The sequence below is a fragment of the Paenibacillus roseus genome (assembly GCF_016424485.1).
Taxonomy (GTDB): domain Bacteria; phylum Bacillota; class Bacilli; order Paenibacillales; family Paenibacillaceae; genus Paenibacillus_D; species Paenibacillus_D roseus.
Genome location: NZ_JAELUP010000103.1, coordinates 519,940 through 542,487 on the forward strand (window position 1 = coordinate 519,940; position 22,548 = coordinate 542,487).

Consider the following 22,548-nt stretch of genomic DNA (forward strand, 5'->3'; position numbering starts at 1 on the left):
TATTCCTGGCCTTTTTTTAAAATATAAGCATTTATAAACTTACTTTTTATAAATGGCTTATAGTTCTCCGCGAAACGAAGTTTTTGCCCGTCAAAGGACGGCAAAGCCGTTTACGCTTGAAATCCGGCGATTTTTTTGACACGAAACGAAGTTTTGCCTGTTACAGGAAGCAATGCGGTTTGTGCTAAATTTCCCTGTGTCCTATATCGCTTGAATATGAAGCCAAACGCAGGAACATTCTTGCTCATGGGTTTGGCTTCTTGTTTAAAGCTGCTGGAGTGGCCGGATTCTCCGGAGATTTCAACCTGAGAAATTTTACTATATCGAGGATGTGAGCAGTATGCAATGGTTAAATGTCGGCAAACTTGTCAATACGCATGGATTGCGCGGAGAAGTGAAAATTTTATCCCAAACCGATTTTCCGGATGTGCGTTTTGCTCTTGGAAGCAAGCTGGCGCTTTTCTCACCTGAGGGCAACCAGCGTCTGGATGTTCTGATTAACAGCACGCGGGAGCATAAGGGCATGTTTTTCCTGAAATTCAAGGATTACAATGATATTAACCAGGTGGAAAAATATAAAGGCTGGTCGGTGAAGGTGCCGGAGGAACAGCAGGTCGAGCTTGAAGAAGGCGAATATTACTACTATGAGATTGTGGGATGCAAGGTATTCACCGAAGAGGGCGAAGAACTCGGCACAATTGCGGAGATTTTGCGTCCCGGCGCTAATGATGTCTGGGTTGTGGAACGGGGCTCGGGCAAGCCCGTGCTGCTTCCATTTATCGATGACGTTGTGCTTCAGGTCGATACGAAGCAGAAGCTGGTCACGGTAAGGCTGATGGAAGGGCTGATCTGACCGATGCGGATGGATGTGTTGACGCTGTTTCCGGAAATGTTCGAGGGTGTGTTCCGTTCCAGCATTCTGGGGAAAGCGCAAGAGAAAGGGCTTGTTTCTTTGCGTACGCTTAATTTTAGACAATTTTCCGGCAATAAGCATAGCACGGTGGATGATTATCCATACGGTGGAGGCGGAGGCATGGTGCTCCAGGCCGAACCGATTTTTGGGGCTGTGGAGAGCCTGACAGAAGGGCTTGAGAGCAAGCCGCGGGTCATTCTGATGTGCCCTCAGGGAGAGACTTTTACCCAGCGCAAGGCTGAGGAACTGGCGAGCGAGCAGCATCTGATCTTTGTATGCGGTCACTACGAAGGTTATGACGAGAGGATTCGTGAGCATCTGGTCACGGATGAGCTGTCCATCGGGGATTATGTGCTGACCGGGGGCGAGCTGCCGGCGATGGTCGTCATTGACAGCGTGGCGCGGCTGCTGCCCGGAGTGTTAGGTAATGAATCCTCTGCGGTGACGGATTCATTCAGTACCGGGCTGCTCGAATATCCGCACTACACGCGCCCAGCCTCATTCAGGGGATGGGAAGTCCCCGAGGTGCTGATCTCCGGGCACCATGGCAATATCGGGCTGTGGCGCCGTCAGCAGTCGCTGCTGCGTACATTGCGCCGCAGGCCGGAGCTTCTGAAGCAGGCTGAACTGACTGTCAAGGAGCTGAAATGGCTCAAGGAAGAGCACGGTTATGAGCCGGATGATGTTTCCGCGAAATAATCAAGGAAATGGTTGTATTTGGAGCCCGGTTATGATAGTATTGAAATGTTGTTTGCAATAACCGGACGGTCCGCTATCGGCTAGGACATGCGTTAATTTGAGCGTATTGAGCTTATATGAACGTCTGAGGCGGAAGGAGGCAATATCATGAACATTTTACAAACAATCGCACAAGAGCAGCTTCGTCAGGATATCCCAAGTTTTCGTCCTGGTGACACTCTGAAAGTGCATGTAAAAGTTATCGAGGGTTCCCGTGAGCGGATTCAGTTGTTCGAAGGCGTTGTAATCAAACGTCGCGGCGGCGGTATCAGCGAAACATTTACGGTTCGTAAGATTTCTTACGGCGTAGGCGTTGAGAGAACATTCCCGATCAACTCGCCAAAGATTGATAGAATCGAAGTGGCTCGCCGCGGTAAAGTACGTCGCGCTAAGCTGTACTACCTTCGCAATCTGCGTGGTAAAGCTGCGAGAATTAAAGAGATTCGCTAATAAACGACATGGGGGCTTGCGCAAACAAGCCCCTTTTCGTTTTTTTAAAACTTTTGCCCGTTCAAGGGCGGCAGAGCCGGTTGTGCTTGAAGCCTTGTTTTTGTCTAAATTGCAGTAAGTTTGCGTTTCTATTTAAAATTTTGTATATTCAAATATAGGGCGTCGGAATCGGTCCGTTCTGTGCAGCAAAGCAAGCGTACATAGAATGATAGACCGCTTTTATATGTTCCGGCAGGTTATTTTCCGCAAGAGGGACTTTTTGACTGTAAGCAGCAGCTCGTCTTCGCTCCGTTTCCAGGTGCGGTGCGATAGCAGGCAGATGCTGGCAGGCGATGCTGTCGATGGTCGCTTGCACCTTTGTTTCATCATGCTAGTGAAAGTGGGCGTATAACATGGAACAGAAGCCAGAAGAACAAGTCGAACAACACAATTCCGGACAATCTTCAGATGTGTCGTCAGGCCAGCCTTATTCCGGAGCCTCAGGCAGTTTGGGAACACCCGGGCAGGAAGCAACTGCTCCTAAGCCTAACAAAGCAAAAAGGGAAGCCATGGAGTGGATCAAGGCGCTTGCGATAGCCGCGTTGCTCGTACTCGTAATCCGCTCCTTCTTATTCTCTCCCTTTATTGTGGACGGGCCGTCTATGAAGCCTAATTTTCATACCGGAGAGCGTGTCATTGTCAATAAAATCCTCTATGATATCCGGGGGCCGAAGCGCGGTGAAGTCGTGGTTTTCCATGTTCCGCAGGAAAATCGTGATTTTATCAAACGTGTTATTGGGGTGCCTGGGGACAAAGTGAAGCTTGAGGGTGACGATCTGTACATCAATGGTGAAAAGGTGGAGGAGCCTTACCTGAAGGGAGCAATCGAACAGGCCAGAAAAGAAAACAGGTTGTATAACATGACGGAGAACTTCCCGAACTCCTTTGTGCAATCGGACGTAGTGCCGGAAGGAATGTTCTTGGCATTTGGCGATAACCGCAGCGATAGCCGCGACAGCCGGATGATCGGATATATTTCGACGAAAGAACTGGTGGGCAGAGCAGATGTTATCTTCTGGCCGCTGAAAGATATGCAAATTATAAAACACGGATGAGGTGAGTGCTTTGACCATTCAATGGTTTCCAGGGCACATGACAAGAGCAAGACGGCAAATTGAGGCAAAACTCAAGTTGATCGATATCGTCATTGAGCTTCTGGATGCACGTGTTCCGTTGTCGAGCCGCAACCCGATGGTAGATGAAATTCTGAGCGGGAAGCCGCGGTTGATCGTATTGAACAAGGCTGATTTGGCTGATCCACGGGCAACTGACCAGTGGATTTCTTTTTTTTCAAAAGAAGGTCATGCCTGTATTGCAGTCGATTCTTCAACGGGCACGAGAGTAGCAGATATTCCGCAGCGGGTGAAAGAGCTGCTGGATCATAAAATTGTTCGCATGAAACAAAAGGGGATGAACCCGCGCGCGCTGCGTGCGCTTATTGTGGGCATTCCGAACGTTGGCAAATCTACGCTAATTAACCGTCTGGCGGGACGCAGCATTGCTTTGACCGGAGATCGTCCGGGGGTGACCAAAGGTCAGCAATGGATTAAAGTGGGCAATGAAATGGAATTGCTGGATACTCCGGGTATTTTGTGGCCGAAATTCGAGGACCAATTAGTCGGTTACAGATTGGCGATGACGGGAGCGATTCGAGAGGAAATTCTTAATATCGAGGATATTGCTTTCTTCGCGGTGCGGGTTCTTGCCGACCGTTATTGGGATACGCTTAAGGAACGGTTTGGACTGGAGACGCCGCCGAAGGATGTGGAAGACTCCGAAGAGATTGTGAAGGTGATGGAGGACATCGGGCGCAAGCGCGGCTGTCTGCTTGGCGGCGGACGAGTCGATCTGGAGAAGGTGTCCGGTATTATATTGAGAGAGCTTCGCGCAGGCAAACTTGGGCGTATTACACTTGATGAACCGCAGCAGTAATGCAGGTTCACAGAATCATTTCGGCTTGCATGATACAGTGCGCTCTGCAGGGATATGGAGATGAGGCTGCATTAGGGGGAAACACAATGCTCGATTACGAACGGCAAGTATGGGAGCAAGGATACCAGCATATTGCCGGTGTGGATGAGGTAGGTCGCGGCTGTCTGTTTGGCGATGTGGTGGCGGCGGCGGTCATTTTGCCGCCCGGTCTCATCCTGGAGGACGTCGATGATTCCAAGAAGCTGTCGGCCAAGAAGCGGGAACAATTGTATGAGATTATTACGGAGCAGGCGCTCGCTTGGTCGGTAGCAGCCATTTCTGCGGATGAGATCGATAGAATCAATATTAAGCAGGCATCCAGACTGGCAATGAAGCGGGCGGTAGAACAACTGGAGGTCGCAGCGGACTACTTGCTGATTGACGCAGAGAAGATCGATAGCAAGCTGCCACAACTCGCCATTATCCATGGGGATGCGAGCAGCCAGTCGATTGCGGCGGCTTCAATTGTTGCCAAGGTCACCCGAGACCGGTTGTGTGCTGAAGAATGGGACAGCATGTACCCGGAGTATGGGATTGCGATACATAAAGGCTATGCCACGAAGCTTCATCGGGAAAGGATTCTGGAGTTTGGTCCCAGTCCGATGCATCGACGTTCATTTTTGGGCAAGCTGCTGTCTGAGCAGCAGATGTTGTTTTAATCACTAAGCAGGCGCTTGTCGCTTGCTTTTTTTTGCCCGTCACAGGACGGCAAAGTCGTTTACGCTTGAATTTACGAATGTGTAAGTTTCAGCCTGAGGATAGCTTTTGAAAAAGTCGAGGCTATATTGCCCAGGAAATTTTACCTATACGCAAATAGAAACTTTCACACACAGGTCTTGACTGACATTCATTCGTTCATGTTGCAGGATCAGCAGGCAATAAACAATTGACTATAAAATGCCGATATAAAATGTAATACATGATCTGAACGAAGTTGCAGGATGATTGGAGGCATGACATGCATATCGGAGCATTTATTAGAGGTCTGGTTGGCGGCGAGCCGAGAACGGGAGACTTCAGGGAGCTGGAGCTAAGGTCTGGGCAGGTAGTCAGCGGACTGGTGCTGGAATCATCAGATAATGAAGCGCTTGTTCAAATCAATGGCGCTCAGGTTCGGGCAAAGCTGGAGGTTCCGCTGCAGCCTGGAATGCGCACATTGCTTGTTGTGCAACCGGAGACGAATAATGGACTGCCGGTACTCAAGCCTGCAGATACCCTGTCAGGGCAAATGACGGCTGAAACGCTTAAGGATCTGGTCAAGTCGCTCGGATTGCCTGCGGACAAGCAGTGGCCACAGGATTTGGTCAAGCAGCTGCAAAAGGATGGCGTACCGCTTACAAAGGAGCTGGGCGAGGCCCTTGCCAAAGCATTGTCAGTGATGCCCAAGGGTGCAGATGAAGGCAAGTGGCTGCAGGCGGCGGCTACGGCATTTCAGAGGGGCTTGCCCATGACGCCTGCGGTTCTGTCAGGACTCCAACAGGTAATGTCTGGGAGGCCAATTCATGAACTGCTGGATCAGCTTCAGACGGGGCTTAAGGCATGGGTCGGCGATCTTCAAAACGGTGCGGTAGCAGGCCAGTTAAAGCCGGGCGCTCCGGCGGCGGAGGCGCTTATTGCCCGCCTTCAAGCGCTGCTCGGAGAAGGAGATGCATTGCTGCGTTCGGCAAGTACAGGAGACAATGGAATATCCCGTCCGGGCAGCAGTCCTGTTCTGCCGCAGCCGCAAACCGACCTGGCGCTGGCCCAGCAGGGGGGGCGAGGTTCTTCAACTGGCATTATCAATAGCCCATCCGGGACCGGAATAGCTGCTGGAGCTGCCGCGCTGACTGAACTGGCCGGACAAGAACAGAATGTCCAGTCAGCGCGGCAGCCTGCTCATGGAGGACAAGCAGTTCAAACTCAACAGAGCGGGGTCAATCAGACTGGCGCAGCAGCCGGCCAGCAGGGCGCACAGGGCGGACAGCCCGTTCAAACTGCGCAGCAAGTCCAATCCAATCAGACTATGCCTCAGCCGGGAACAACGGGGGCAAGCGCTAATGCTGCCGATGCGAAAACTGCACCGGTCGCACAAACACAAAATCGTGCTGTAATTTTAGAATCCGGTCTACAGGCAGGGAATAACGGAAGAACAGATGGAGGGGGGACGACTGCGACCGGATTCAATCAGGTTGGTCATCTGCCGTCTCAGACCCCATCACCCGGCGGCGGATGGATCGGAGATTTATTCAAGTGGTTAGGAGTAAGTCATGAGCGCCAAATCTCGCGGGACATCGCAGCCGCAACAGGTCAAGGAACCGGTCAGGGGAACGCTGGAGCAGCGGCATCATCGGCACCTGCGGGGCAAGGAGCAACTCCTGGCAATGTTGCAGCTTCCGGTTCTGCAGGACACATGAATGTCGCAGCCTCGGCTAAGAATGAAACTGTGCAGCCGCTCCAACAGGAGTCTGTGCGTGTTGCAGGAAGCCAGGATGCATCAGCGGCTGCGGGACGCTCCGCAGCGGGTTCATCCCCGGTGCAGCAGCCTGTTCATGCCGCAGGTCTGGAGCGTGCAGCGACAGGAGCGCAGTTGCATCAGACTTCTCTTCCGCCTGGTCCGGCAGCGGCAGACGCACTCCGAATCGGGACAGGAGCGGAGTCGCTCAAGAGTGCGCTGCTGTTGCTGGCGGCTTCTGATAATGCTCCTGCAGCATTGCGGGAGACTGCCCAGCAGCTTGTACAGCATATTACGGGCCAGCAGCTTTTGCTTGCCCCGGAGAGAGGCAATTCGCCGTTCACACATGTGGCGATGGTCATCCCTTTTTATAATGAGCAGGGAGGCCAGACAGCGGCAATTCATATCCAGACGAGGAGGGGGCGCAAGGGTGAACTGGACGCACAGAACTGCCGTCTGCTCTTTGACTTGCAGATGAAGCAGCTGGGAGACACCCTTATCGATGTTCAGGTTGTCGACCGAATGGTAAGTCTACAGGTGTGGAATGACCACCCTGCGACCCAGCCGCTGCTGGAAGGCTCTCGCGAAGAAATAGGGGAGGCGCTTCAACAGTCGGGCTACAAGCTCCTTTCACTCAAAACGCAGCCAATGCCTGAAGCTGACGGGCAGGCAACCGCGGCGTCCAGCAAGCAGACCGGCCCCGAGCTGTCCACGGCTTTTGTCTCCAGACCGTATAAAGGAATGGATTTGCGTGTATGAAGGACAAGGACAGGGAAGCTAAACCTGCAATAAAAAAGGCTGTCGCCTTGAAATATGAACCGGAGGCGAATGCTGCGCCAACCGTGATTGCCAAAGGCAGTGGAAAACTGGCAGAGGAAATTTTGGAGCGGGCGGCTCAAAACGGCGTTCCAATTCAGGAAGACGCTTCATTGGTCGAGGTGCTTTCGAAGTTGGAGATCGACCAGCAAATTCCTCCGGAGTTGTACACGCTGGTAGCCGAAATATTAAGCTTCATTTACCGTTCAGATCAAAAGGCCGGAGGCTGGGAGAATGAATAACAATGAACGCATCGTTCCTGCCGTCAACCAGCGGGTTAGCCGCAACGAGGTGGGCCAAATCGGTGAAAAAGCCGCCGCAGACTATCTGGAGCGGCATGGATGGCGGATTGTAGAGCGCAACTGGCGTTGCCGCTCCGGTGAAATCGATCTGATTGCGATCCCGCCTGAACCGGAACATACGCTGGTTTTTGTGGAGGTTCGCACCCGGAGAGCATCCGGACAGTTCGGGACGGCGGTGGAGTCTGTGGACTACCGGAAGCAGCGTCAAGTCCGGGCTGTAGCGCAAGTTTATTTGCACCGGCATGGCGGAGCGGAGCTGGCACTGCGTTTTGATGTGGCGGCGGTGACATTGGACAGAGAGCTTGGGGTAACCGGGCTTGAATGGATACAGGGAGCTTTTTAAGAGAAATCTTTTTGAAAGGCAAAGCCCGTTTATGCTTGTTGTATAGCATGTTTATGGAGAGCCGTAAAGCGGTTCTCTTTTTACTTCCCGAATTATAAATCCATCCAAAGATAAGCTGAATGTCCCCCTTTCTTGCAAAACGGATAGCTTTGTTATATTCTTATACCTAGATTTACGATGTATTAATTTATTTTAAAATGCTATGAAAGGAGAGAGTACTATTAAAGTTAATAAGGAGCTGTTAAAAGGAAGTACGGTAATTTTAATCCTCTCTATGTTGGAGAAGAAGGAGATGTACGGCTACGAGCTGACCCGGGAGTTGGAGAGTCACTCTGAAGGGATTTTCAACTTGAAGGAAGGGACATTATATCCCATTTTGCATTCGTTGGAAGCGGACGGGTGGGTAGAAGCCTACTGGCAGGAGGCTGAGGGACGCAAACGAAAATATTACCGTCTCACAAGAACAGGAGAACGTCATCTTCAAGACAAGAAGAAGGAATGGAAGACATATCGGGCAGCGGTGGAGCGGGTAATCGGGGAGGGATATGCGTGAACATTCGTTTGAAGCAAAACCATGATGAGGTCAGGCTTTTTTTACAGGAAGTCTTGGCGTCCATCAAGTCAAGAGAAGCTATAAAACAAGTCTCCAGAGAGTTGGAATGCCATATAGAGGATCTTGTAATTGGACTGATGGAAGAAGGCATAGAGGAGAAGGAAGCCGTCAAGCGGGCCATTCAAAGAATGGGGGATGCTCATGAGATCGGTCGGCAGATGAGCCAGATTCACCGGCCTGTACTCGACTGGAGTTTGCTTGGATTGCTGGCACTAATGGTCATTTGCGATGTGCTTGGGCTGGCTTCCATTTTCCAGTGTATCTTTACCGTTGATCAGCTTCGGCTTTACTCAAAATCTTCTCTATTTTATTGCAATGGGTCTTATCCTGAGCGTTTTCAGAAAGAGAAGACTACAGTTCAACAGTTTGAAGACAGAAGCTGCTACGCGCAAAGTCTGATGCCGACGATTTCAAATACCCGCTGACTCGGGGGGCTGCATGACTTGGCTGCAACATTTTCGGCAATTAGAGTTCCGGTACCCTCGCAGCCAAAACCTTTGTGTCATCAGGTTTGTTTAATTTCCATTACCCAATAGATATACTCAAATCGCCTCCGTCTTGCGGTCCAGGCAACGGTATTGAATCGCTTCGGCAATATGCTCCTCTTTAATTTGTTCCTGCTCTTGCAAATCGGCAATCGTGCGGCTGAGTTTGAGCAACCGGTCATGGGCTCTCATGCTTAACCCCAGCAACTGATAGGCCTGCTCAAGCAACTGACGCGCTTTGGCATCCAACTTTGCCGTCTGCCTGAGTGCGGAGCCGTACAGCTCGCTATTCCAATTTACACCTGTGCTCTGGCGGCGGGCTTCCTGGCGTTCCTTCGCAGTGAGGACCTTCTCAAGCATTTCGGCTGAGCTCATACCTTTGCCGGCCTCCAGGAAGCTGGATGGGCGCGGAACTTCGACCTGTACATCAATCCGGTCCAGCAGCGGACCGGATATTTTGTTGCGGTAAGCGGCGATTTTATTCGCTGAGCATGTACAGGCAGTGGAGATATTGGCGGCGGAGACGCTGCCGTAAAACCCGCACGGGCAAGGATTCATCGAGCAAGCAAGCATAAAGCGAGCCGGGAAGGTCAGCACCGCCCGCGCTCTGGCGATGGTTACGGACTGCTCCTCCAGCGGCTGACGCAGCACTTCCAGCACCTGACGGGAGAATTCCGGCAGTTCATCCAGAAACAATACCCCATGATGGGCGAGCGTTGTTTCTCCCGGTTTCGGGATTGTGCCGCCTCCAATCAAGCCCCCTGCCGAAATCGTATGATGAGGCGTGCGAAAAGGACGGCTTCGTAGAAGCCTGGCGTCCTCTCCAGCGAATTTGCCCGCGACACTGTATATTTTGGTCACCTCAAGCGCTTCCTCGTCCGAGAGGGGCGGCATGATACCGGGAATCCGCTGGATGAGCATCGTCTTCCCGGTCCCGGGAGGCCCGCACAGCAGCAGATTGTGCCGTCCCGCAACAGCAGTGAGCAGCGCCTGCTTGGCCTGATGCTGTCCCAGCACATCAGCGAAGTCCAGGGCAGGCGGGCTGGATTCGACCCCATCAGATGCAGCTTCTGCATGAAAGGAAACTGAACTGCTTCTAGTTAGCGGCCTCTGCCCGTTATAAACTTCAGGAGCCAACAGTGATTTCAAGCAGGCCAGCCCCTCAAGCTCCATACCGCCGATAAGCGAAGCCTCTGCAAGATTGCCTGCAGCCAGCAGCACTCGGCTCACCCCGTTTCGCTTGGCCTGCTCTACCATTGGAAGCACCCCGCTTACAGGCTTGATATCCCCGTTCAATGCCAGCTCACCGATCAGCAGCGCATCCCGCAAGCGGTCTGAAGCTACCTGCCCGCTTGCGGCAAGCACGCCTGCAGCTATTGCCAGATCATAAGCTGTACCCTCCTTGCGCATATCCGCAGGCGCCAGATTGACCGTGATCCGCTGAAGCGGAAACTGAAACCCGCAATTTTTGACAGCAGCGCGCACACGCTCCACCGACTCTCTTACGGCTGTGTCCGGCAGTCCGACGATATTTACTTGGGGCAGGCCGCTTGCGATATCAACCTCCACTTCAATGATCCGTCCGTTCACACCCAATACGCTTGCACTGATTAATTTTGTGTACAAAAAAACACCTCCGCCTCGAATTCATTGGATGAAGGTGCTTCCTTACGTCCCGGTGTAGAAAAATCAATACATTTATCCTACCTGAGCAGGAAGAAGCTGTCAACCGCAAAGGAATGTCGCAAAAGGATGAATAAGGAAACAACTGGTCATAATACCTTTGTCGAATCGACATGACAAGCAGTGAAAAATAGCATCCAGCCAGACGGAAGGAAATAGACAAAATCTCAAAGTGGAGAGTGGTTGGATAATGCCTGATGTTCGTTCTCAAAACGAGATGAAAACGATATCAAAAAAGTTTACAATATTTATTGTCTAATTTGAGGAAAGCAGACACAAAAAATGTTACAATAATGAAGGTTTTTGTTTACATATTGAGGTCTAGCTGCAGATAGGAGGATTTCGGGAATGAATATCCATGAGTATCAAGGGAAAGAAGTCCTGAAGCAATACGGTGTAGTCGTACCTGAAGGAAAAGTGGCTTTTACTGTCGATGAAGCGGTGGAAGCGGCTGAAGCTTTAGGAACGCCGGTTGTTGTGGTCAAAGCGCAAATTCATGCGGGCGGCCGTGGTAAAGCAGGCGGAGTCAAGGTAGCCAAAAATCTGGACGAGGTACGCACCTACGCAAGCGAAATTTTGGGCAAGGTGCTTGTTACGCATCAGACAGGTCCAGAAGGCAAAGAAGTAAAGCGTCTCCTGATTGAGCAGGGATGCGACATTAAGAAAGAGTACTACGTAGGTGTCGTTGTCGACCGGGGAACCGGCACAGTCGTCATCATGGCTTCTGAAGAAGGCGGAACAGAGATCGAGGAGGTTGCGGCGCATTCTCCGGAGAAAATCTTCAAGGAAGTGGTTGACCCGGCTGTTGGCTTACAAGCGTTCCAGGCACGCAGACTGGCATTCAATATTAACATTCCGAAGGAATTAGTCAATAAAGCAGTGCAATTTATGACAGCCCTTTACACGGCGTTTGTGGAAAAGGACTGCTCTATTGCGGAAATCAACCCGCTCGTCGTTACCGGCGACGGTCAAGTTATGGCGCTTGACGCCAAGCTGAACTTTGATTCCAACGCGCTTTATCGTCACTCGGATATTGTCGCATTGCGCGATTTGGAAGAAGAGGATGTCAAGGAAATCGAAGCATCCAAATTTGACCTGAGCTACATTGCGCTGGACGGCAACATCGGTTGTATGGTTAACGGCGCCGGACTTGCTATGGCGACAATGGACATTATTAAATATTATGGCGGCGACCCGGCCAACTTCCTAGATGTTGGGGGCGGCGCGACAACGGAGAAGGTTACCGAAGCGTTCAAAATCATTTTGTCCGATGAAAAAGTAAAAGGAATCTTCGTCAACATCTTCGGCGGCATTATGCGTTGTGACGTTATTGCCAATGGTGTCGTTGAAGCGGCCAAGCAAGTCGGCTTAGACCGTCCGCTTGTTGTCCGTCTGGAAGGTACCAATGTTGAGATCGGCAAAAAAATTCTGAACGAATCCGGTTTGAACATTGTCTCTGCAGATTCCATGGCTGACGGTGCTCAAAAAATCGTAGCCCTTGTAAAATAACTGGACTTCAATATAGAAATCATTTAGGGGATGTGAGCCTTCGATGAGCATTTTGGTAAGTAAAGATACGAAAGTCATTACGCAAGGCATTACAGGAAAAACCGCCTTGTTCCATGCAAAAGGCGCTTTGGACTACGGTACGCAAATGGTCGGTGGCACTTCGCCGGGCAAAGGCGGAACGACAGTAGATATCACTCTGGAAAGCGGCGAGGTTGTATCCCTGCCGGTATTCAACACGGTATCTGAAGCGAAAGCGGCTACCGGCGCGACTGCAACGGTTATTTATGTACCGCCGGCATTTGCAGCCGATGCAATCCTGGAAGCAGTGGATGCTGAATTTGATTTGGCCATCTGCATCACAGAAGGCATTCCTGTGCTTGATATGGTCAAAGTAAAACGCTATTTGGAAGGCAAGAAGACCCGTTTAATCGGGCCTAACTGTCCAGGCGTAATTACTCCAGAAGAGTGCAAAATCGGCATTATGCCGGGCTATATCCATAAAAAAGGCCATGTTGGCGTTGTATCCCGCAGCGGAACTCTGACTTACGAAGCTGTACATCAGCTTTCGACACGCGGCATTGGTCAGTCCTCTGCGGTCGGTATCGGCGGCGACCCGGTTAAAGGATCGGAATTCATCGACATTCTGAACCTGTTCAACGAAGATCCGGATACGTATGCGGTGATCATGATTGGTGAAATCGGCGGGACGGCTGAGGAAGAAGCAGCCGAGTGGATTAAAGCGAACATGATAAAGCCGGTCGTCGGCTTTATCGGCGGGGCGACAGCTCCTCCGGGCAAACGTATGGGCCATGCTGGCGCGATTATCTCCGGCGGTAAAGGTACGGCAGCGGAGAAAATCGCAACGCTTGAAGCTTGCGGCATCAAAGTTGCTCCAACACCTTCCGATATGGGCTCTACGCTCGTTAAGGTGCTGGAAGAGCAAGGTCTGCTGGAGAAATGCACCACCCATCAAGTGTAATTTTAAGCTGACAGACAAAGACAAGCAGTCTTTCATTTCCCTCATAGGGAGTGAAAGGCTGCTTTTTTATATTCTCCCGACTGTCAAAGGAAAACAAAGCCGTTTACGCTAGCTTCTTGTAAAGTTGAACAAAAAAATAAGGGGTCTGCTTGCATTCTTCCCATTTGTCAAGCACAATAGGAAAAGAATGCAGGCGAATCCGCTGGAGGTCGCCATATATGACGAAGCACAACCGCACAGCAACGACGAGAATGATTTTGATCGGGCTCCATGAGACGAGGGGAATCGCCTGGCACACGATAAATAAAGTCATGAATTATACCAACAAGGGTGAGACTTTATATCTTGCCCTTGATTTTAGTGATCAGGAGTGGTTGGAGGCTGGACTGGACAGCAAGCAGCTTGCAGCATGGCGTCAAAGTATAGAGATGGGCGTTCTGGCTGATACTGAGCAGCGTTACCGCAGGCTGGGGGCCGAAATTCTGACTATAATAGACTCGGAGTACCCCTCGCTGCTGCGGCAGACGGCTAGACCCCCTTGGGTGCTTTATACGATTGGGCGCTCCGAGTTGCTGCACCGTCCGTCGATCGCAATGGTCGGGACGCGGCTTCCAAGCGCCTATGGAAGGCAGGTTGCGTCAAGTTTGGCTGGACAATTGTCAGCATTAGGGTTTACAGTTGTAAGCGGGCTGGCAAAAGGGATTGACCGCCTGGCGCATGAAGGTTCTGTAGATAAAGAGGCTTCTACGATTGCGGTGCTGGGCACTCCGATTGACAGTGTATACCCGTCTGAAAATCGTAATTTGTACAGACACATTGCTCAGGCAGGGCTAATTGTTTCGGAATATCCGATAGGTACCAGGCTGCATCCCGGCTTGTTCCCGCAGCGCAACCGTATTATAGCGGGCCTTTCCAGCGGAACGCTGGTCGTTGAGGCTGCCGAGCAGAGCGGCTCGCTAATTACCGCCGCCTATGCGCAGGAGATGAATCGCGAGTTGTTTGCCGTTCCCGGTCCTGTTAACTCTCCGAAGAGTAAAGGCGCCAACCGTCTGATCAAGGATTCAGGGGCCAAGCTTACAATGGGAGCGGAGGATATAATGGAAGAATTCCGTTTCCGCGATGACATACTGGCCAGGCTTGATCCAGGTTCCGCAACGCAATCCTTGAACCAGGTTGAGCTATCCTTTGAAGAGAAGAAAATATTGGCGTTAATAGAGGATAAACCCAGCACCGCGGATGAGCTTCATGAGCGTTCCGGGCTGACATTTGGACTTTTGCATGCAGTTCTGATAAATTTATCTATAAAACAAAGAGTTGAACAGCATGCGGGTTCTATATATAGTGCTTTATAACTTGAGCGGCTGGCGTGTGAAATGCCGGGATACCCAGGATACTGATGGATTTACCGCTGTGCCGCATGACCTGGTACCCAGGTCATGGCGGAATACCGCTTAGCCAGTATTAACCTTGCTGCAAAAGTGAAAATGAGAGGAGGGCGCGTCAATGGCGGATTCACTGGTTATTGTAGAATCACCGGCGAAAGCAAAAACAATCGGCAAATATTTGGGCAGCAAATACATTGTCAAGGCCTCCATGGGTCATATTCGGGATCTGCCGAAAAGTCAGATTGGCGTTGAGGTCGAGAATGATTTTAATCCCAAATATATTACAATCCGTGGCAAAGGCAGCGTTCTTAAGGAATTGAAGGATGCTCGAAAAAAAGTAAAAAAGGTCTATCTCGCGGCTGACCCGGATCGTGAGGGCGAGGCGATTGCTTGGCATCTGGCTCACTATTTGGAGCTGGACGATACGGCTGAATGCCGGGTGGTATTTAATGAGATTACGAAGCAGGCGGTCAAAGATGCCTTCAAGACGCCGCGCAAGATTAATATGGATCTGGTCAACGCTCAGCAGGCCCGCCGTATTCTTGACCGACTTGTCGGCTATAAGATCAGCCCGCTGCTATGGAAGAAAGTAAAAAAAGGTTTGTCGGCCGGACGTGTGCAATCGGTAGCCGTCAAGCTGATTATCGACCGTGAGAATGAGATCGATGAGTTCGTTCCTGAGGAGTACTGGTCGATTACAGCAAAGCTTGTCCATAATAAATCCGAATTTGAAGCGAAATTTTACAAGTTGAGCGGCGAGAAACGAGAGCTTTCCAGCGAGAGCGATGTCAATGAAGTTCTCGCGGCAATGGGCGATTCCGATTTTGTTGTACAGCAGGTAAAGGAAAAGGAACGTCAGCGTCATCCAGCTCCTCCTTTCATTACAAGCTCGCTCCAGCAGGAGGCGGCCCGCAAGCTTGGCTTCCGCGCCGCCAAGACGATGTCGGTAGCCCAGCAGCTGTATGAGGGCGTAGAGCTTGGCAAAGAGGGAACTGTCGGTCTGATTACGTACATGAGAACGGACTCCACCCGAATTTCACCTGTCGCCCAGGAGGAAGGCAAAGCTTATATTCTGGAGAAATACGGTGCGGATTACGCCCCTGAGCAATACCGTGTCTACACAAAGAAGAGCGCAGGCGCGCAGGACGCGCATGAGGCAATTCGTCCAACTTCCGTGCTTCGCGACCCTGAATCCATGAAGCCATTTTTAAGTCGTGACCAGTTCCGCCTGTACAAGCTCGTATGGGAGCGGTTTATCGCCAGCCAGATGGAATCAGCCGTACTGGATACGATGACGGTTGATTTGGCTTGTGGCAACGCCATCTATAGAGCGACCGGTTCCAAGCTCAAGTTCCCTGGCTTTATGAAAGTCTATGTTGAAGGCAATGATGATGGAACGGCGACGGATGAAGAGAAGTTTCTGCCGCCGCTTGCCGAGCAGAATGTGGCAAAGAAGCAGGAGATTGAGCCTAAGCAGCATTTTACACAGCCGCCGCCGCGTTATACCGAAGCGAGGCTTGTTCGTACATTGGAGGAGCTGGGCATTGGACGCCCAAGCACGTATGCTCCGACACTGGAGACGATTCAGAAGCGTGGTTACGTAGCGATTGAAGATAAGAAATTCACACCGACTGAGCTTGGTGATCTGGTCATTCAACTGATGGAGGAATTCTTCCCGGAAATTCTCGACGCCGAATTTACCGCGCATATGGAGGGCGATCTCGACCATGTAGAGGAGGGCACAGAGGATTGGGTCAAAGTGCTCGGTTCATTCTACACCTCCTTCGAGAAGCGGCTTGAAGTGGCAGAGGAAGAGATGAAGGAAATCGAGATTCAGGATGAAGTCTCCGATGAGTTGTGTGAGAAATGCGGCAAGCACATGGTATATAAAATGGGGCGCTTCGGCAAGTTTCTTGCCTGCTCCGGGTTTCCGGACTGCCGCAACACCAAGCCGATTATCAAGGACATCGGCGTCACTTGTCCCAAATGCAAGGACGGCAAAATTATCGAGCGGCGCAGTAAAAAAGGGCGCATCTTTTACGGCTGTGACCAGTATCCGGGTTGTGATTACGTTTCTTGGGATAAGCCAGTCAGCAAGCCGTGCCCGAAATGCGGCAGTGTGATGATCGAGAAGCGCAACCGCAGCGGAGGACGAATTCAGTGTACATCTTGTGATCATAAAGAAGAGCTGCCTGACGAGCAGGAACAGGCAGACTGATAGTTGTCAGCCCTGTTTGCCTCGTATGCGGACAGGGATTGACATTTTCGGAGCATCAGAAAGGCAGGAGAACATAATTTGACAGAGCAAAAGAAAGTAACCGTAATTGGCGCCGGGCTGGCGGGAAGCGAGGCCGCCTGGCAAATCGCTTCCCAAGGCGTTCCGGTCACTTTGTATGAGATGAGGCCAGCCACGCGCACCCCTGCGCACCATACCGACAAATTTGCAGAGCTTGTATGCAGCAACAGTCTACGTGCCAATGGCTTGACCAATGCGGTAGGCGTATTGAAGGAGGAGATGCGCCAGCTCGGATCGCTAATACTGGGCAGCGCTGATAAACACGCCGTTCCGGCAGGCGGGGCGCTTGCAGTTGACCGTGACGGCTTTTCCGCCGAAGTTACGACTTCGCTGAGCGAGCATCCGCTAGTTGATGTTCGTACAGAGGAAGTAACCGAGATTCCGCAGGACGGTATTGTCGTCATTGCTACCGGTCCGCTCACTTCTCCGGCGCTGTCGCAGCAAATCCGCGATTTGATGGGCGAGGAATACTTTTACTTCTATGATGCCGCGGCGCCGATTGTTGAGAAGGATTCTATTGATATGAGCAAGGTGTATTTGGCGTCCCGTTACGACAAGGGAGAAGCCGCCTATTTGAATTGCCCGATGACCGAGGAGGAATTTGAGGCATTCTATGAAGCGCTCGTTACCGCTGAAAAGGCCGAATTGAAAGAATTCGAAAAGGAAATTTATTTTGAAGGCTGTATGCCAGTCGAGGTCATTGCCAGCCGCGGCAAGCAGACGCTGTTGTTTGGTGCGATGAAGCCCGTAGGTTTAATCAATCCGCATACCGGCAAGCTGCCTTACGCGGTTGTCCAGCTCAGACAGGATAATGCGGCAGGTACGTTGTACAACCTGGTCGGCTTTCAGACGCATCTGAAATGGGGAGAGCAGAAGAAAGTATTTTCGCTGATCCCGGGTCTTGAGAATGCGGAGTTTGTTCGTTATGGCGTTATGCACCGCAATACATTTATCAATTCTCCGAAACTGTTAAACCCGACGTATCAATTCAAGGAGCGCAACAACTTGTTCTTTGCAGGGCAAATGACGGGCGTTGAAGGATATGTGGAATCGGCAGCTTCCGGACTTATAGCAGGTCTTAACGCCGGTCGCCTGGCAAAGGGGCTAGAGCCTGTAGTTTTCCCCGCAGAGACGACGCTCGGCAGCATGGCAGAATATATTACAACTGCGGACTTCAAGCATTTTCAGCCGATGAACGCCAACTTTGGCCTGTTCCCGCCGCTTGGCTCCAAAATTCGCAACAAGAAGGAAAAAAATGAAGCGATCGCAGGCCGTGCGCTGCAAATGCTTCAGGGATTCAAGGCAGAACAGCTCGGTCTTGGCTCGAATGTTTAGCATGGAGGCTAGGTAGCTGAACAAGGGAGGAATAGAGATGGAAATGCAATTTCACGCCACCACGATTTGCGCCGTGCGCTGCAACGGCAAAGGCGCAATTGCCGGAGACGGCCAGGTGACCTTTGGCAACAGCATGGTCATGAAACATTCCGCGAAGAAAGTGCGCCGATTGTACCGCGGTCAGGTTGTGGCAGGTTTTGCCGGTTCTGTGGCAGATGCCATTACACTGTTTGAAAAGTTTGAAGGCAAGCTGGAGGAGCATCACGGCAATTTGCAGCGGGCTGCAGTGGAGATGGCCAAGGATTGGCGCTCGGACCGTGTGCTCAGAAGACTGGAAGCGATGATGATCGTCATGGATGCCTCAGGCATGCTGCTTATTTCCGGCAACGGAGAAATTATTGAACCGGATGACGGAATCTTGGCGATTGGCTCGGGAGGCAGTTTTGCCATGTCCGCCGCGCGGGCGCTCAAACGTCATGCCACAGACATGGAGGCGAGGGAAGTAGCCAGAGCATCGCTGGAGATTGCGGCCGAAATTTGCGTCTATACCAACCATAACATTATTGTTGAAGAAATATAATTTTAAGAGCCGGAGCTAATACGGAGGGATGCTGGATGGGAAATGAAGCGTTGACGCCGCGTCAGATTGTGGCGGAGCTGGACAAATACATTGTCGGCCAAAAGCTGGCCAAACGGTCAGTGGCTATCGCTCTAAGAAACCGCTATCGCCGCAGCCGGCTGGAAGAATCGCTGCGTGATGAAATTATGCCTAAAAATATTTTGATGATTGGGCCGACAGGTGTCGGAAAAACCGAGATCGCCCGCAGACTTGCCAAGCTGGTCAATGCCCCGTTCGTCAAAGTGGAAGCGACGAAGTTTACAGAGGTTGGTTATGTGGGCCGCGATGTGGAGTCGATGGTGCGCGACCTGGTTGAAACGGCAATTCGCATGGTCAAGGCGGAGAAGACAGAGGCGGTCAAGGACAAGGCGGAGAAGCTGGCTAATGAAAGGCTGGTCTCGCTTCTGGTGCCTTCGGAGAAGAAGTCCAAGTCCCAGCGCAACCCGCTGGAGATGATCTTTGGCCAGCAGCAGCCGGAGCAGGAAGAACCGGAGACGGACAGTTCAGTTATTGAGCGCAGAAGACAGGTCAAGTGGCAGCTGGAAGCCGGTCAGCTGGAATCCGAACTTGTGGAGATTGAAGTGGAGGATAATGCCCCGAACATGCTTGACATGCTCTCCGGCCAAGGAGCAGAGGGAATCGGCATGAACATGCAAGAGATGTTCGGCCAGCTCATGCCCAAGCGGTTCAAGAAGCGCAAGCTGACGGTGAAGGAAGCGCGCAAGGTGCTGACCCAGGAGGAAGCAAACAAGCTGATCGATATGGATGATGTCATCCAGGAGTCTGTGAATCGCGCCGAACAGTCGGGCATGATTTTCATTGATGAAATCGATAAAATTGCCAGCCCATCCCGCGGTTCAGGACCGGATGTGTCCCGTGAAGGCGTACAGCGCGATATTTTGCCGATCGTAGAGGGATCTACTGTTATGACGAAGTATGGTCCGGTGAAAACCGATTTTGTACTGTTTATTGCAGCAGGCGCTTTCCATATTGCTAAACCGTCGGATCTAATTCCCGAGCTTCAGGGCCGCTTTCCGATCCGGGTGGAGCTGAGTGACTTGTCCCTGGAAGATTTCGTGAAAATTTTGACCGAGCCTAAAAATGCGTTGACCAAGCAGTATTCCGCCTTGCTCGAAACCGAGGGCATTACCATAGAGTTTTCAGAAGACGCCATACGGGAAATCGCCGGCATTGCTGCAGATGTGAACCGGAATACAGAAAATATTGGCGCCCGCAGACTCCATACGATACTGGAGAAGCTGCTGGAGGACCTTTCGTTCGAAGCGCCGGACTTGAATCTTGAGCAGATGACGATTACGCCGGAATATGTACGGGACAAGGTCGGGGATATTGCGCAAAACCGTGATTTGAGCCAATATATATTATAGTGGATGGTGTCCCTGGAAAGAGTAGTAGGAGGATTTGGTATGACCTTGCTTGCAAAAACACGAACATTGAATCGGTTGCTCCAGCGGGCTGCCGGTAAGGCGTTAAATTTCAGAGAAATGGCAGAAGTTCTATGCTCTACCATTCAGGCGGATGTATTTGTGGTCAGCCGCAGAGGCAAAATTCTAGGTTGCGCGGCAGCCGGGGTCTGGGAGCATGAAAAGCTGAAGTCGGCTTCAACTGCTGATGCGAGGTTCCCCCAGGAAAGCAACGAACGGTTCTTGTCCGTGCAGGAAACGGTGACCAATGTTGTCCCTGAGACAGGGATTGCTCAAGTATTCCCTGAAATTTCGAAACATGGTGTAATGACCGTTGTTCCCATTCAAGGCGGGGGAGACCGGCTCGGAACGCTTATATTGACACGCGCCGAGGGCATCTTCGATGACAGTGATCTGATTCTGGCGGAATACGGTTCCACCATTGTCGGGATGGAGATTTTGCGCGAGCGCGCGGAAGAGATTGAGCTGGAGGCGCGGAGCCGGGCCGCTGTGACGGTAGCCGTCAATTCGCTTTCCTTCAGTGAGTTGGAGGCAGTGGAGCATATTTTCGAAGAGTTGGGAGAAAAAGAAGGTCTTCTGGTTGCTTCCAAGGTGGCCGACCGTGTCGGCATTACCCGATCAGTTATTGTCAATGCGCTGCGGAAGCTCGAGAGTGCGGGTGTCATTGAGACTCGTTCCCTCGGAATGAAAGGAACCTACATCAAAATATTAAATGTACAGCTCATGCAGGAGCTTGCAAAAATAAAAGCTTGAAAAACGGGTCTATTTTCCCTTGAACGCCCTATCTTCACATAAAGATAGGGCTTTTTGCTTATTGTTAAAGAATTCAAAATTATGGAACATAAATGATGAGGTGAAAATTCGACATTTTGCTCTCATTTTTTTCATAATATTTTGTCGAAGGGAGAAGGAAAGTGGGTTAATGTGTTGAATTATTACAAGGGATAATAAGGAATTGCAGAGAGAGCGAGGCTTGCCCGTGAAATTATTAAACGGTTCTAATTTTGAAAGATTGAATGGAGCAGTACGAGCGGCCGAATTACGCCAGCAGGTTATTTCCAACAATGTGGCAAATGTGGATACACCCCATTTCAAACGTTCTGAGGTCGTATTTGAAAAGTATCTTGAGCAGGAATTGGGCAAATCGGATGGGGCTAATCTACCATTGAAACGGACGAATCCCAAGCACATGGGATCTGGCGGACAGACGGGTCCTCTCAAAATAGGAGTAGAGACGGATGAAGCTTCGGTCATGAATAACAACGTGAACAACGTCGATATTGACCGGGAAATGTCGCTGCTTGCCAAAAACCAGCTTCGTTACAACGTGCTTATACATCAAGTCAGCCATGACATCAAAATGATCCGGACAGCCATTGAAGGGAGAAGCTGACAATGAGACTATCGAATGGATTTGACGCCAGCGCTTCGGCCTTGACGGCCCAAAGATTTAGAATGGATGTGATTTCCTCAAACATTGCCAATGCGGAGACAACCAGGGGCAAAGTAGTGAATGGGCAGTTTGAACCATATTCACGCAAGCTGACAGTCATGGAGCCGATTCGTCCTTCCTTTGCGGACACGTTAAGAGGGGAAATCGATGGAGGAAGCAAGGCCCAAGGCGGGGTGAAAGTCACGCAAGTTATGGAGGACCGGACACCGCCAAAACTGTTGTACAATCCGACCCATCCTGATGCTGACGCCGACGGGTATGTCAAATTGCCGAACGTGGATATTCTCAAGGAAATGGTCGATATGATATCGGCAACTCGCGCTTATGAGGCGAATGTAACTGCGCTGAATGCGACAAAAGCGATGTTGACCAAAGCCTTGGAGATTGGAAAATAACTGACAACAAGATTCGGAGGGATTATTCGTGATTGAGAATGTGAAAGCAGGCCTAAGCCCCTTCTCCTCTGCATTAAACGCAGCTAATGAAATGAGGAAGAACGAGAGCACGCCGGCTGAAGTCACAGCTAGCTTCGGAGATTACCTGAAAAAAGCGATCGATGGGGTTAGTGAACAGGAGAAGGCCGTACATAGAGTAACAGACAGGTTTATTATCGGACAGGCAGATGTGTCGGAAGTCATGATTGTATCTGAGCAAGCACAGCTCAGCTTGCAGCTTACCGCCCAAATCCGCAACAAAGTCGTAGAGGCTTATCAGGAAATGATGCGGATGCAGATCTAATAATC

At 51.1% G+C, this 22,548-nt stretch carries 24 protein-coding genes; 22 read left to right on the forward strand and 2 right to left on the reverse strand.

Features of this window, described 5'->3' with window-relative positions; all coding sequences use genetic code 11:
* Positions 1–340 precede the first annotated feature (340 nt).
* The 3 genes from rimM (at position 341) to rplS (ending at position 2,101) form a co-directional block, all read left to right on the forward strand.
* Complete coding sequence (gene rimM, locus JFN88_RS19285; protein ID WP_199020899.1) at positions 341–853, forward strand: ribosome maturation factor RimM; 513 nt, start codon at positions 341–343, stop codon at positions 851–853.
* Positions 854–856: 3 nt separating this feature from the next.
* Complete coding sequence (trmD, locus tag JFN88_RS19290) at positions 857–1,612, forward strand: tRNA (guanosine(37)-N1)-methyltransferase TrmD (protein ID WP_199020900.1); 756 nt, start codon at positions 857–859, stop codon at positions 1,610–1,612.
* 147 nt (positions 1,613–1,759) lie between these two features.
* Complete coding sequence (gene rplS / locus JFN88_RS19295) at positions 1,760–2,101, forward strand: 50S ribosomal protein L19 (RefSeq protein WP_199020901.1); 342 nt, start codon at positions 1,760–1,762, stop codon at positions 2,099–2,101.
* 148 nt (positions 2,102–2,249) lie between these two features.
* Here rplS and JFN88_RS19300 read toward each other — a convergent pair whose 3' ends face one another.
* Entirely contained in the window at positions 2,250–2,456 is a 207-nt protein-coding gene (locus JFN88_RS19300) for a hypothetical protein (protein ID WP_199020902.1), read from the reverse strand.
* Positions 2,457–2,493: 37 nt separating this feature from the next.
* Here JFN88_RS19300 and lepB point away from each other — a divergent pair, with 37 nt between their 5' ends.
* From lepB to JFN88_RS19340, 8 genes are all read left to right on the forward strand, one after another.
* Positions 2,494–3,195, forward strand: a complete 702-nt coding sequence (gene lepB, locus JFN88_RS19305) for a signal peptidase I (RefSeq protein WP_199020903.1) — start codon at positions 2,494–2,496, stop codon at positions 3,193–3,195.
* Positions 3,196–3,205: 10 nt separating this feature from the next.
* A complete protein-coding gene (ylqF, locus tag JFN88_RS19310) occupies positions 3,206–4,072 on the forward strand; it encodes a ribosome biogenesis GTPase YlqF (protein ID WP_199020904.1) in 867 nt (288 codons plus the stop codon).
* 86 nt (positions 4,073–4,158) lie between these two features.
* Positions 4,159–4,770: a ribonuclease HII gene (gene rnhB, locus JFN88_RS19315; protein WP_199020905.1), complete on the forward strand. Its 612-nt coding sequence runs from the start codon at positions 4,159–4,161 to the stop codon at positions 4,768–4,770.
* A 299-nt stretch (positions 4,771–5,069) separates the two neighbouring features.
* Entirely contained in the window at positions 5,070–7,301 is a 2,232-nt protein-coding gene (locus tag JFN88_RS19320; RefSeq protein ID WP_199020906.1) for a TP0910 N-terminal domain-containing protein, read from the forward strand.
* Positions 7,298–7,600 carry an EscU/YscU/HrcU family type III secretion system export apparatus switch protein gene (locus tag JFN88_RS19325; RefSeq protein WP_199020907.1) on the forward strand — a complete coding sequence of 101 codons (303 nt, stop codon included), beginning with the start codon at positions 7,298–7,300 and terminating at the stop codon, positions 7,598–7,600. The genes JFN88_RS19320 and JFN88_RS19325 overlap by 4 nt, the downstream gene beginning before the upstream one ends.
* The gene (locus JFN88_RS19330) at positions 7,593–8,003 is read left to right on the forward strand and encodes a YraN family protein (RefSeq protein ID WP_199020908.1); all 411 of its coding nucleotides are present in this window, start codon (positions 7,593–7,595) and stop codon (positions 8,001–8,003) included. Before JFN88_RS19325 ends, JFN88_RS19330 begins: the two co-directional genes overlap by 8 nt.
* A 220-nt stretch (positions 8,004–8,223) precedes the next feature.
* The gene (locus JFN88_RS19335) at positions 8,224–8,556 is read left to right on the forward strand and encodes a PadR family transcriptional regulator (protein WP_199021323.1); all 333 of its coding nucleotides are present in this window, start codon (positions 8,224–8,226) and stop codon (positions 8,554–8,556) included.
* Positions 8,553–9,041, forward strand: a complete 489-nt coding sequence (locus tag JFN88_RS19340; protein WP_199020909.1) for a permease prefix domain 1-containing protein — start codon at positions 8,553–8,555, stop codon at positions 9,039–9,041. Before JFN88_RS19335 ends, JFN88_RS19340 begins: the two co-directional genes overlap by 4 nt.
* A 117-nt stretch (positions 9,042–9,158) precedes the next feature.
* Here the strand turns inward: JFN88_RS19340 and JFN88_RS19345 are convergent, their stop codons facing one another.
* Entirely contained in the window at positions 9,159–10,727 is a 1,569-nt protein-coding gene (locus JFN88_RS19345) for a YifB family Mg chelatase-like AAA ATPase (protein ID WP_199020910.1), read from the reverse strand.
* A 405-nt stretch (positions 10,728–11,132) separates the two neighbouring features.
* On the opposite strand from JFN88_RS19345, the gene sucC reads away from it, so the two are divergent.
* The 11 genes from sucC to fliE all read left to right on the forward strand — a co-directional run bounded on the left by sucC (position 11,133) and on the right by fliE (position 22,543).
* Positions 11,133–12,293, forward strand: coding sequence for an ADP-forming succinate--CoA ligase subunit beta (gene sucC, locus JFN88_RS19350; RefSeq protein ID WP_199020911.1), 1,161 nt, complete (start codon positions 11,133–11,135; stop codon positions 12,291–12,293).
* A 43-nt stretch (positions 12,294–12,336) separates the two neighbouring features.
* Positions 12,337–13,272, forward strand: coding sequence for a succinate--CoA ligase subunit alpha (gene sucD / locus JFN88_RS19355; RefSeq protein ID WP_199020912.1), 936 nt, complete (start codon positions 12,337–12,339; stop codon positions 13,270–13,272).
* Positions 13,273–13,490: 218 nt separating this feature from the next.
* Positions 13,491–14,624 carry a DNA-processing protein DprA gene (gene dprA / locus JFN88_RS19360; protein WP_199020913.1) on the forward strand — a complete coding sequence of 378 codons (1,134 nt, stop codon included), beginning with the start codon at positions 13,491–13,493 and terminating at the stop codon, positions 14,622–14,624.
* A 151-nt stretch (positions 14,625–14,775) separates the two neighbouring features.
* Positions 14,776–16,875, forward strand: coding sequence for a type I DNA topoisomerase (gene topA, locus JFN88_RS19365; protein WP_199020914.1), 2,100 nt, complete (start codon positions 14,776–14,778; stop codon positions 16,873–16,875).
* A 54-nt stretch (positions 16,876–16,929) separates the two neighbouring features.
* Positions 16,930–18,288, forward strand: a complete 1,359-nt coding sequence (gene trmFO / locus JFN88_RS19370) for an FADH(2)-oxidizing methylenetetrahydrofolate--tRNA-(uracil(54)-C(5))-methyltransferase TrmFO (RefSeq protein WP_332908523.1) — start codon at positions 16,930–16,932, stop codon at positions 18,286–18,288.
* Between the two features lie 37 nt (positions 18,289–18,325).
* Positions 18,326–18,868 carry an ATP-dependent protease subunit HslV gene (gene hslV / locus JFN88_RS19375; protein WP_199020916.1) on the forward strand — a complete coding sequence of 181 codons (543 nt, stop codon included), beginning with the start codon at positions 18,326–18,328 and terminating at the stop codon, positions 18,866–18,868.
* Between the two features lie 35 nt (positions 18,869–18,903).
* A complete protein-coding gene (gene hslU / locus JFN88_RS19380) occupies positions 18,904–20,295 on the forward strand; it encodes an ATP-dependent protease ATPase subunit HslU (protein WP_199020917.1) in 1,392 nt (463 codons plus the stop codon).
* A gap of 39 nt (positions 20,296–20,334) precedes the next feature.
* Complete coding sequence (gene codY / locus JFN88_RS19385) at positions 20,335–21,105, forward strand: GTP-sensing pleiotropic transcriptional regulator CodY (protein WP_199020918.1); 771 nt, start codon at positions 20,335–20,337, stop codon at positions 21,103–21,105.
* 226 nt (positions 21,106–21,331) lie between these two features.
* Positions 21,332–21,745, forward strand: a complete 414-nt coding sequence (flgB, locus tag JFN88_RS19390; protein ID WP_199020919.1) for a flagellar basal body rod protein FlgB — start codon at positions 21,332–21,334, stop codon at positions 21,743–21,745.
* A gap of 2 nt (positions 21,746–21,747) precedes the next feature.
* Positions 21,748–22,200 carry a flagellar basal body rod protein FlgC gene (flgC, locus tag JFN88_RS19395; protein WP_199020920.1) on the forward strand — a complete coding sequence of 151 codons (453 nt, stop codon included), beginning with the start codon at positions 21,748–21,750 and terminating at the stop codon, positions 22,198–22,200.
* Positions 22,201–22,291: 91 nt separating this feature from the next.
* Positions 22,292–22,543, forward strand: coding sequence for a flagellar hook-basal body complex protein FliE (gene fliE, locus JFN88_RS19400; RefSeq protein WP_233168193.1), 252 nt, complete (start codon positions 22,292–22,294; stop codon positions 22,541–22,543).
* Positions 22,544–22,548: the final 5 nt, after the last annotated feature.